Raw genomic sequence first — 9,862 nt, 5'->3', positions numbered from 1 at the left:
AGGTGTCTACCAAACAGGGGTCAGGTCCTTTCATCAATGAGGGTACCCACCACTACACCACCGATACAGGTAGGCTGGGTGAGGTTATTAGCGTTAAATCACTACCTGAAGGGTGAGATACTCCAACCATGATCCAATTCGTCGTAGGCGCCGCCGCAGGTTATGTCTTTGGCACCAAGGCCGGCCGCAAGCGTTATCACCAGATCAAGGGCGCATACGAAAAAGCGATCAACTCCCCCGTCACCAAGAACGCAGTAAACGCCACCCGCAAGGCAGTGGCAAACAAGCTCGATCCAGAACCCCGCATGAAAGAGGTAAAGGATCTAAGCCGCGGCCGCCGCGTCAAAGGAAACCAGCTAGACGGCCACGACCGTATCTACGAGCCCGACGAAGACTAATTAGGCTGCGGCCCACGAAACGCCCTGTCATTGAGCTCGCGGCGGGCCTGCTCGAGGGCGACGAGGTCGGCGAAAAGCGAGTTATAAGCTTGCTCGTCGTCGGAGGGGCGCATGCGACCTAGTTGGGCCTTGATTTGGGCTACTTGGTCGCCCACGCGGGCTTCCTGGAGGCGGGAAAGCACGCTGTCAGCATAAACCTCCCAAGCCTTGGGATCGGACTCATCGCCCACCTTGATCGGTTCCACAGCAAGCTCACTGACAAAGTTGCGCGCAGTGAGATCGATCATCTCCCCTGCCACAGCGGCGATCCATTCCACGCTGGGCAGGTTGGCGCCGGCAGCAACGCCACCGACAGTAGAGATTGCCTCGCGGATGATGCGGTAAGACTCGTTCGAGTACGCATCGGCGGTAATCCCGTCGAAGTAAGAACCGGCAAGGCCCGGGTACTGCAAGGCCAGCTTTAGGGCCTCCCGCTGCGGCCACAGGTGGGTCTCACGGGGGCTTGGCACGTGGAAGACCGGAGTGTTCTGTTGTGCGGGAGCGGGCGTGCCGGCTTTGATCGGGGCGTCGGCAAGCCGTGCCTTCTTGTCCTTTTTCTTAGGCCGGCGAGCCTCCTGCTGGACCTGCTGCAGGACTTCCTCCGGGTTGGGCCAACCCACCCAGCCAGCTAGGCGGCGGGCGTACTCACGCTGCAGCGGGGCGTCGCGAATCTGTGCCACCACGGGCACCGCACGACGCAATGCTTGCAGACGCCCCTCTGCGGTATCGATGCGGTATTCGCTAAGCACCGACTGGATGACGAACTCGAACATCGGGATGCGGTCCGCGATGAGCTCACGCACCGCGGCGTCGCCCTTGGCCAGGCGCAGATCGCAAGGGTCCATGCCCTCAGGGGCCACGGAAACGAAGGACTGACCAGTAAAAGATTGCTCGCCCTGGAAGGCGCGCATCGCGGCTTTCTGCCCCGCCTCATCACCGTCGAAGGTGTAGATGAGCTCGCCGTTGAAGTAGGAATCATCCAGCATCAACCTGCGCAGGACCTGCAGGTGATCGCCGCCGAACGCGGTGCCACAGCTGGCCACGGCGGTCTTCACGCCCGCGGCATACATCGCCATGACGTCGGTGTAGCCCTCCACCACCACCGCCTGGTGTGCTTCCGCGATGTTGCGCTTGGCCAAATCCAGGCCGAAGAGCACCTTGGACTTGTGGTAGAGCATGGTCTCGGACGTGTTCATGTACTTGCCCAGGTTGTCATCCTCAAAAAGCTTGCGGGCGCCAAAGCCGATGACGTTGCCCGAAAGGTCCTTGATGGGCCACAGCAGGCGCCGATGAAAGCGGTCAATAGGCCCGCGCTTGCCCATCTTGGAAATGCCAGCAGCCTCTAGCTCCTCAAAGGAAAAGCCCATGCGCAGAAGGTGCTTGGTGGCAGTGTCCCACCCCTCCGGGGCATAACCACACTCAAAGTCATAGATGATCTCACGGCCAAAGCCACGATCGAGTAGGAACTCGCGCGCCTTGGCTGCTTGCGGGGTCTCTAGCTGCTCTCGGTAGAACTGGTGTGCCGCCTTGTTCGCCGCGATAAGGCGCTGCCGAGTGCCAGGTTTTTCGTTGCGATTGCCGGTGCTGCCGCCTTGGTAATTGATGTGGTAGCCAATCTTTTGAGCCACCGCCTCGACTGCTTCGGGGAAAGAGACCTGCTCCATTTCCATCAGGAAGCTAAAAACATCGCCGCCCTTGCCCGTGGAAAAGCAGTGATAATAACCGCGTTGCGGGCGCACGTGGAAGGAAGGCGTTTTCTCTTCCTTGAAGGGCGACAGACCCTTCAAGGAGTCATAACCAGCTGGTTTGAGCTGTACATACTCGCCCACTATTTCTTCCAAAGGCGCGCGTTCACGGATTGCTTGGATGTCGCTCTCCGGAATTCTGCCTTGTGCCATGCGCTAAAGACTACCCCGCTTGTGGGTTGCTGGCTTGCCTTGGGGTGCAGATGCAGTTGCCCAACAACTACAGATGGAAAAGCTGCTGGAAAGAACAGAAATTTACCCACCCTTGGGGTAGACAAAAAGCGGCAAAAGCCAAACCTGGAAAATGCAGAAGGTCCGAGTGTTTTCCCAGTGCTAGCTAGATTTTCATTGCAGGAAAATCCCTGCAAAGATGGGGGTATGGCCAATCCCCCCTCCTCCAAGAAGAAGCCCTTAGCCGTCCTCGGCAGCTTGCTCTTAGTCGCAGCCGCTGGCTACTTCGGAATCGACCTTGGCAGTGATTCTGGTAGCTCGCAGTCCACGAGTTCAACTGCAAGCTCCGCTTCATCATCCAACGCCGCGAATTTTTCCGGACACTACGCCTCGTGCGCGATGGATACCCTGCCCGAGGAAGCAGAAGAAACGGCCGAGGATATCTTGGCAGGCGGGCCCTACGACCATCCGAATAATGACAACAAGCGTTTTGGAAACTACGAGGGCGTACTGCCCAAAGAGTCCAAGAACTACTACCGCGAATACACCGTGGATTCGCCCGGCCTAAACCACCGCGGCGCCAAGCGCATCGTCACCGGCGGCGGCAGCGAAACCGACCCCGATGTCTGGTACTACACCGACGATCACTACGAATCCTTCTGCGAGATCCCCGATGCTGAATAATCTCTCCAAAGTTCTAATCACTCAGCCGCTTGAAAGCCGCGCAGATCTGTATTCCGCGCTCGGCACCATCCGTGGCTGCAATACCTGCACTGCCCCGCACAACCTCGACGACTTGGCGGACTTCCTGCGCGAGCACAAAGTGGAAACCATCGTGTCCTCAGCATGGAAGCTGTCCACCACTGACACCGCGGCGGTTCTCGAGGTGCTCGGGGACAACGGCGTTCGTCTCTTCCGCTGATCTTCTTGCACTGGGAGCTCCAAGTTCACCTGCCCATACCAGTCAAAGCGCAGTAAGTAGTAAGACTTCCAACCAAAACTCTAACCTCACTCTTCAGTCAACAGGGGTGCCGTGTCTACGTCTCATTTCTGCAAATAAAAAGAAAATGCGATGGCCCAGAATACGCGGTTAAAATGTAGTTTTATCTGGAATCGCAGCTCGGATTTTCGAATGGACTTAGATTTGTTCGAATTCATCAACTCACAATGTCTACCCCCACATGTAGATTGCGAGATAATCAAATTAGAGGAGGTACACCATGTCATTGACCATCAGTCGAACAAACAATTCAGAATTGCAAACTCGTAGAAAAATGCTCACTCATCAGCTCGTGGATAAGTACTCTTCTATAGAGGGACAACCAATCACTCGACGCGATCTGCGAGACCTAGCCTCCATGGGATGTCTCACTCTTGAAGAGCGTGAGCTTTATGATGAGCTTCGCCGTGTCGAAATGATGCTCGACCTCGATGAGTGAATACCCACACCCGAGAATCTTCGGGGAGGACGCAGCACGAGATTTTGCGGACGAAGTACATTCAACGATCAAAGCTGCACTACCTGTTTCAGACAACGATTTAGATGCCGATTTCATACTCAATGAAAGCAACGGCATCTTCGTTTTGTCGGTATTAGCACCGCTCTACTACGGACGGAAAACAACCTCAGCAGAAAAGCGAGTCGAATCAGAACGCAGCGATCTTTATGCCCTAGTTGTGGAATACAAACTCACGCAGGATCGCGATTCGAAGTTCTTAACCGTCAGGAACAGCGCATTCGAGATTCGTGTTCACACTCAATCTGCAATTAAATTTGAATACGAACGTGAGAAAGAGCGCGCACCAGCAGCACATATCCATTTTTCTGGGATCGGCGGCTTGTTGAGCCCTGCGCTAATGAAAAACGGCAAGACAAAGAAAAATGACCCTCGCAAAGACGGAAATCTGAAGGCTCTCCACATTCCTGTCGGCGGTCATCGGTTTCGGCCTTCACTCGAAGACTTCTTGTATTTCACGATTGAAGAGTGCGGCTTTCAGAGAAATGAAGGTTGGGAGAAGGCTCTGAAACTTTCGCGCAATTCATGGTTTGATATTCAGCTACAAGCTGCCGTTCGAGATAACCCTGCAGTGGCGATGAAGGCCCTTCAAGAGCTTGGATTTAAGGTGTCTCCTCCAGAGTCAGGGTGCCCAGCGCCACGGAGACATTCCAGCTGGTAACTGTAACGATGAGCATGATAGTCAATTTGTCAGCTCCTCGTTCTACGCCGTTGGCGGTTTCTCTTCGCCTCGTCCACAATCTCTCCGTGTAAGGACAAGAAAAGTCTTCAGCTGCGGGACTTTCGCGCACTATTTAGCAACCTGAATGGTGCGCGAAACTTGACAATTCGATTTTCGGAATCGATGTCGGCATGGCGCTGCGGTCTGGCTCCCACTCCATAGAACTCATGGAAGCCAAGGAACAGATAAAAGCCAACCATACGCTCCACCCCGATTCCTGGTATCTCTCAGCGACGAGCTGGATCGCTTACAGATTCAATGACTTTCCATTGCGCTGGGTTGCTTTCCACGAACCGGGCGTTCCCATAATGTCGGAACAAAACGAGGTTTGGGGAGTCCCTCTCTTAACGCTGAATCCGTCTAAGAAGCTGCATAGAGATTGGATTATGGATTGAGGTATCGGCCACGCACTATTACCCCATAAACCCAGAAAACTCCGCGGTCTGGCGCGCTAGCCGCTCCAAACGGGACTCGGTCATCGAGGCGATCTGATCCACAATGACCCGCTGGCGCTCGGCATCCGATTCAGCGCGGTTGTACCACAGGCGGAACATCGGGTCGAGGGCGCCCGGTGCGCCGGCGGAAAGATAATCAAAAACGCGGTAGATGCGCTCTCGCTGGCGATCCTGACGCGCCAAGTGCACCGGCTCATCCATCACGTAGAGCACCGCGATGGTCTTCAAAAGCTTGACCTCATTTGCCGCGCGCGCTGGCACGGCAAGGTTGCCCTGCTGGCGCCCCAAAACCAGCTCCGGGCCATTGGCCTCGCGGGTGGCTTGCACCGTGGCACCAACGTAGCGGCCCACTAGCTCCGAAGTCATCTTTTTCAGCGTGGTATAGGCGCGCAGCGAGGAATCAAACTCGCTGACTTGCTGGATGACGGGCAGGGCACGCAGGGAATCCGCGGCGTCGAGAAGCTCGTCCGCACTGCCACCGAAAGCTTTGGCGCCTTTCTCCGCGAGGGCAGCCAGCTCCACCAAGTCCCAGAGCACGGCGAGGGAAACGCGACCAGAAACGATGCCATCCTCGACGTCGTGGACGGAGTAGGCAATGTCATCGGACCAATCCATCGCCTGTGCCTCCATCGAGGGGCGGGAGTCTTCGTGTCTTTCGCGCAGCCAGGCCAAGATGTGGGCGTCCTCGTCGTAGCAACCATACTTGCGGTTCACGCTGCCATCCGGATTGGTTTTGGTCCGCGGGTACTTGCATGCCGCGTCCAATGCGGCGCGCGTGAGGTTCAGCCCAAAAGAATTATCCTCCGCATCGACCACCTTCGGCTCCAGACGAGCCAAGATGCGCAGGGTCTGCGCGTTACCTTCGAAGCCGCCGCAGATATCCGCTACCTCGTTGAGTGCGTTCTCACCGTTGTGGCCATACGGCGGGTGCCCGATGTCATGGGTCAGCCCGGCCATGTCGCACAGATCTGGGTCAAGCCCCAGCCCAGAGCCGATACCGCGGGCAATCTGGCCCACCTCGAGCGAGTGCGTGAGACGCGTGCGGGGCGTATCGCCGTCGTGGGGGCCAACCACCTGCGTCTTGTCAGCGAGGCGTCGCAAAGCAGCAGAGTGCAGGACGCGGGCGCGGTCGCGGGCGAAGGCGCCACGGTGATCCGCGTCAGCCGGGCCAGACTTGCTTTTAAAAACCGAGCCCTTGGGGCTCTCGTCGAAGAGGCGGGCGGCGTCGTGCGGGGTATAGGAATAGCTCACATAGTGCAGTGTAGGCGCAACGAGCTTGTACTTTTCTGATTCTGGTAGGGGTGTCTGGCTGCCATTGCAATGCAAAAGCTCCTGCCCCAGCCTCCCTTTTACGGGAAACCTTGGGCAGGAGCTCTAGCTATGTCCGAGCTTACTTGCTGGACAAAGCGCTGGAAAGCTTGTCAGCGAAGGAGAAAGGCAGGTTAACCAGTGCCTGCAGGGTGTCTGCTACGAGGTTGAAGACGTTGTTGATGATGTCAAACATAGATTTTCCTTTCGATAGGGGGAGCTTTCACTAACCACGCTAGCGAGCAAGAAGTGGTTTTGCCACCAAAATCAACTGAGAATTTCCTGCGATAGCTGGCAAAACACTCAAAAATAGCCGCTGACAAGGCGCTTTATCTCCCGGTTTTATTGCGAATTTCTTCGTGTCGGGCGCGTCGCGTCGGGCGGATGAGCGCCTCGATGCGGTGTAGACCGCTGCGCAGATGCTCAGCTCGCTCCTCCCCTAGTACCTTCCGCGCGCCGAAGACCACCAGGCCACCCAACTCGTGTGCCAAATAGCGCCACCACGGCGGCGCGAAGGTGGGCGTGGGATAGCCGGCTGCACCGACCACCCGTGCCGCAAACCCCTCGTCGCGGGCGATGAGCCAGGCACGCAAGCGATGCACCGGGTCGGTCACGATGATGACGCGCTCGAAGCCATGCCTGCGGCGGATGGCGCGCAGGGATTCCACGGTGTCGTTGCCCTCCGGCACGGGCAACACAGTGGCGTGGCCACTAAGGTACTTGGCGCCGACTTCTGCCTCGGTGAAGCGATCCCCGGGCAACTTGCCGCCGACGGTAACGATGGGCACGCCCGGTATAGCAACCGCAATGCGGCGGGCCTCGTCGAGGCGCGCCTGCAGGATGCGCGAGGGCCTGCCATCGTATTGAGCCGCACCGAGCACGATGATTGCCTGCGCTTCAGACTCCATCAGATTAAATCCCTGGGCAATCTTTTCCCGGGATTTCCGTGCTTTCCTGCAGCAGCTAACGCGTCTCATTTGCACTAGCCTAACGGTATTCTGGTGGGCATGACTTCTTCTGCGCGTATCGGTTCAGCCGCCCTAGCGGCACTCATCGTAGGGCTATCGCAGCCTACTGCTTTTGCAGCAACACCACCCCAAAGCAACGCGCCGGCGGCGCTAGCGCAGGCTGCCCCCTCAAGCATTACTTCCAAGGTCACTGACAACGCTGGGGTGCTCTCCGCCGAGGAAAAAGACCAGCTGGAAGATGAAATCAAGACGCTGCAGAAGAACGAGGGCCTAGTACTCTACGTGGTCTTTGAAAAGACTCTGTCTGGCTCCGCGGAAGACTTCGCGCAGCAATTCGTCGCCTCCAAGGGCCCGAACTCCGCCATTTATGTTGTCTCCGTCGAAGACCGCAAGGTCGGCGTGCAAACGGGTGGGGCCTGGCCAAAGAGCCGGCTGAATGCCATGTATGAAGCCGCTTCAGCACGCCTGGCAGACGATGACTTCGGCGGTTCTGCTTTGGAGTTAGTCGCAGCTGCCTCGGGCCGCGGGAAGGGTTCTTCAAGTTCTAGCTCCGCTGATTCTGGTTCAGGTGCCGGCTGGCTAGCCGGCGGTGCCGGTGCCCTGGCGCTGGCCGGCGGCGGCATATGGTTGGCAGGCCGCCGCAAGACCAAGAAAGATTCCGCGGAGACGCTCAAGTCAGCGCGCGCCATCGAGCCGGGCGATACGAACTCGCTGAATAAGCTCGATACCGCGACGCTCGAATCCTTGGCGCGCGAGGAGCTGGTCTCTACCGATGAGTCCATTCGCCGCGGTAAGGAGGAGCTCGACATAGCCACCGCCGAGTTCGGCCCCGAGCGCACGCGCCCCTTTACCCGCGCGATGAACCACTCCACCTCCACCTTGCAGAAGGCCTTTGCTATGCAGCGCCGGCTTGACGACGCCGCGCCAGAATCCGAGGCCGAGCGCCGCCAGATGCTCATCGAGATCGTCTCCTCGTGTGGCCAGGCCGATGATGCCTTGGATGCCCAAGCCGCGGATTTCGCCGCCATGCGCGATCTGCTGATCAACGCCGATTCCAAACTGGACGAACTCACGCGCCGCAGCGTGGACGTGCGCGCCCGCATCCCGCAGGCCCAGCAGATTCTGGCACAACTGCAGCAAGACCACCCGGGCGCGCTGGACTCCATCGCCGATAACCCGCACATGGCAGAAATCTCCGTGGGCGAGGCGGAAAAGCAGCTCGACCGAGGCCGCGAACTCGCCGCGGCACCTGCCGGCCAGCAAGGCGGCCTGGTGGGCCTCATCCGCGAGGCCGAGCACGCCATCGAGGTGGCAGACCGCCTCCTTTCCGGCGTCGAGCACGCCGAGTCCAACCTCGCGGCCGCCAAGACAAATCTCGCCGCGCTCATCGCTGAAGTCCGCGGCGAGGCGGACGAGGCCCGCCAGTTGGAGCAGCAAGGCAAAAAGCTTGGCACTGAGGCCGACTGGCAAGCACTTGCAGACGTAGCCACCCGCGCCGAGGCGGCCGTTACGGAGGCGGAGGCCAGCCAGGCCAGCGACCCACTCGTCCACTACACCGCGCTAACCACCATCGACTCGGAGCTCGACGAGCGCCTCGACGCCGTGCGTGAGGCCACCGCCACCCGTGCCCGCCAGCTCGACTTATACAACCAGCAGATGCACTCCGCGCAGGCCGCAATCCAGGCCGCCGAGGACGTCATCTCCACCCGCGGCCGCGTGGTGGGTGCCACCGCCCGCACCCAGCTTGCCGACGCCAAACGCCTGCACGCCCAAGCCATGCAGCTGAAAAACTCCGATCTGCGCAACGCCATCGACGCCCCCGCCAAGCCGCTAACGCCGCACAAAATGCGGCGCGAACCGCGCAGCAGGACATCAACTCTTATCAGCGCCGCCAGCAGGTCCAGTCTGCCGGCTCCACCGCGGGAGACATCATCACCGGCATGGTCATCGGCCAGATGCTCGGCGGCGGCCACAGCCATGGTGGCTTTGGCGGTGGTTTCGGCGGCGGTTTCGGCGGAAACTCCGGCGGCGGGGGCGGTGGCTTCCGCGGCGGTTCCTTCTAGATCCGCCGGCGCTTCGGGGCGTCGACAAGCGCGCAGCAATAGGTTAAAAACGCGGCGTCGACGTCCGGCACCTGCTGCGGCCGCATATCCGTAATCTCCAGCACGCCCTTGAAAGTGGGGCGAGTGCGGATAATCTCGTTTCCGGAAGCGTCATAAATGCGGCGCTCCCTGCGGAAAGGGTTAGGCCTATCCAGCGTGTACTCACGGCCCATGCACTTGGCCTGCATATGGCTGATTGATACGCCCTGCTGCCCCACGTGCAGAGTCTCACCCGTGGTGGCCGTGCCGCGCACCCAGAAACGCCTGCTGCCGCTGTCGATGGAGTGCTCCAACAAAATGCGCTCCTGCGCCGAAGCCAGCTGGGATTCATTGACGTTCAGCACGTCCGCGCGCACCGTGGCCCATACGGTTCCTTCTTCATCGCGCAGACAATCTTCCGCCCACGTCCAATGCCGGTGTTCTGTACTCACGAGTATC

The 9,862-nt window shown here is 59.0% G+C and carries 10 protein-coding genes; 6 read left to right on the top strand and 4 right to left on the bottom strand.

All coding sequences use genetic code 11. The annotated features are described in order from the left end of the window. Positions 1-128: 128 nt before the first annotated feature. Positions 129-398, top strand: a complete 270-nt coding sequence (locus HMPREF2888_RS10440) for a hypothetical protein (protein WP_061923941.1) — start codon at positions 129-131, stop codon at positions 396-398. Here the strand turns inward: HMPREF2888_RS10440 and dnaG are convergent. After that, positions 395-2,335 (bottom strand): DNA primase, encoded by a 1,941-nt coding sequence (gene dnaG, locus HMPREF2888_RS10435; RefSeq protein WP_061923945.1) that lies wholly within the window; start codon positions 2,333-2,335, stop codon positions 395-397. The two genes, HMPREF2888_RS10440 and dnaG, sit on opposite strands and share 4 nt — an antisense overlap. A 225-nt stretch (positions 2,336-2,560) precedes the next feature. Here dnaG and HMPREF2888_RS10430 point away from each other — a divergent pair, with 225 nt between their 5' ends. From HMPREF2888_RS10430 to HMPREF2888_RS10415, 4 genes are all read left to right on the top strand, one after another. Further along, positions 2,561-3,037, top strand: a complete 477-nt coding sequence (locus HMPREF2888_RS10430; protein ID WP_061923948.1) for a guanyl-specific ribonuclease — start codon at positions 2,561-2,563, stop codon at positions 3,035-3,037. Then, entirely contained in the window at positions 3,027-3,275 is a 249-nt protein-coding gene (locus HMPREF2888_RS10425) for a hypothetical protein (RefSeq protein ID WP_061923951.1), read from the top strand. Before HMPREF2888_RS10430 ends, HMPREF2888_RS10425 begins: the two co-directional genes overlap by 11 nt. A gap of 298 nt (positions 3,276-3,573) precedes the next feature. Beyond that, a complete protein-coding gene (locus tag HMPREF2888_RS10420) occupies positions 3,574-3,792 on the top strand; it encodes a hypothetical protein (protein WP_070455935.1) in 219 nt (72 codons plus the stop codon). Next, entirely contained in the window at positions 3,785-4,531 is a 747-nt protein-coding gene (locus HMPREF2888_RS10415; RefSeq protein WP_061923954.1) for a hypothetical protein, read from the top strand. The genes HMPREF2888_RS10420 and HMPREF2888_RS10415 overlap by 8 nt, the downstream gene beginning before the upstream one ends. Before the next feature lie 473 nt (positions 4,532-5,004). Here HMPREF2888_RS10415 and HMPREF2888_RS10405 read toward each other — a convergent pair whose 3' ends face one another. Next, complete coding sequence (locus HMPREF2888_RS10405) at positions 5,005-6,297, bottom strand: deoxyguanosinetriphosphate triphosphohydrolase (RefSeq protein ID WP_061923960.1); 1,293 nt, start codon at positions 6,295-6,297, stop codon at positions 5,005-5,007. A 386-nt stretch (positions 6,298-6,683) separates the two neighbouring features. Beyond that, positions 6,684-7,262, bottom strand: coding sequence for a YdcF family protein (locus tag HMPREF2888_RS10400; RefSeq protein ID WP_061923962.1), 579 nt, complete (start codon positions 7,260-7,262; stop codon positions 6,684-6,686). A 99-nt stretch (positions 7,263-7,361) separates the two neighbouring features. Between HMPREF2888_RS10400 and HMPREF2888_RS10395 the strand changes: the two genes are divergently transcribed. Beyond that, positions 7,362-9,479, top strand: coding sequence for a TPM domain-containing protein (locus HMPREF2888_RS10395; protein WP_371326272.1), 2,118 nt, complete (start codon positions 7,362-7,364; stop codon positions 9,477-9,479). Here the strand turns inward: HMPREF2888_RS10395 and HMPREF2888_RS10390 are convergent. Beyond that, a complete protein-coding gene (locus HMPREF2888_RS10390; RefSeq protein ID WP_070822677.1) occupies positions 9,382-9,855 on the bottom strand; it encodes a hypothetical protein in 474 nt (157 codons plus the stop codon). The two genes, HMPREF2888_RS10395 and HMPREF2888_RS10390, sit on opposite strands and share 98 nt — an antisense overlap. Positions 9,856-9,862: the final 7 nt, after the last annotated feature.

The sequence above is a fragment of the Corynebacterium sp. HMSC077D03 genome, from assembly GCF_001808545.1.
Classification (GTDB): domain Bacteria; phylum Actinomycetota; class Actinomycetes; order Mycobacteriales; family Mycobacteriaceae; genus Corynebacterium; species Corynebacterium simulans.
The sequence above is the reverse complement of the archived record's forward strand: the minus strand, read 5'-3'. Positions and strand labels throughout refer to the sequence as shown.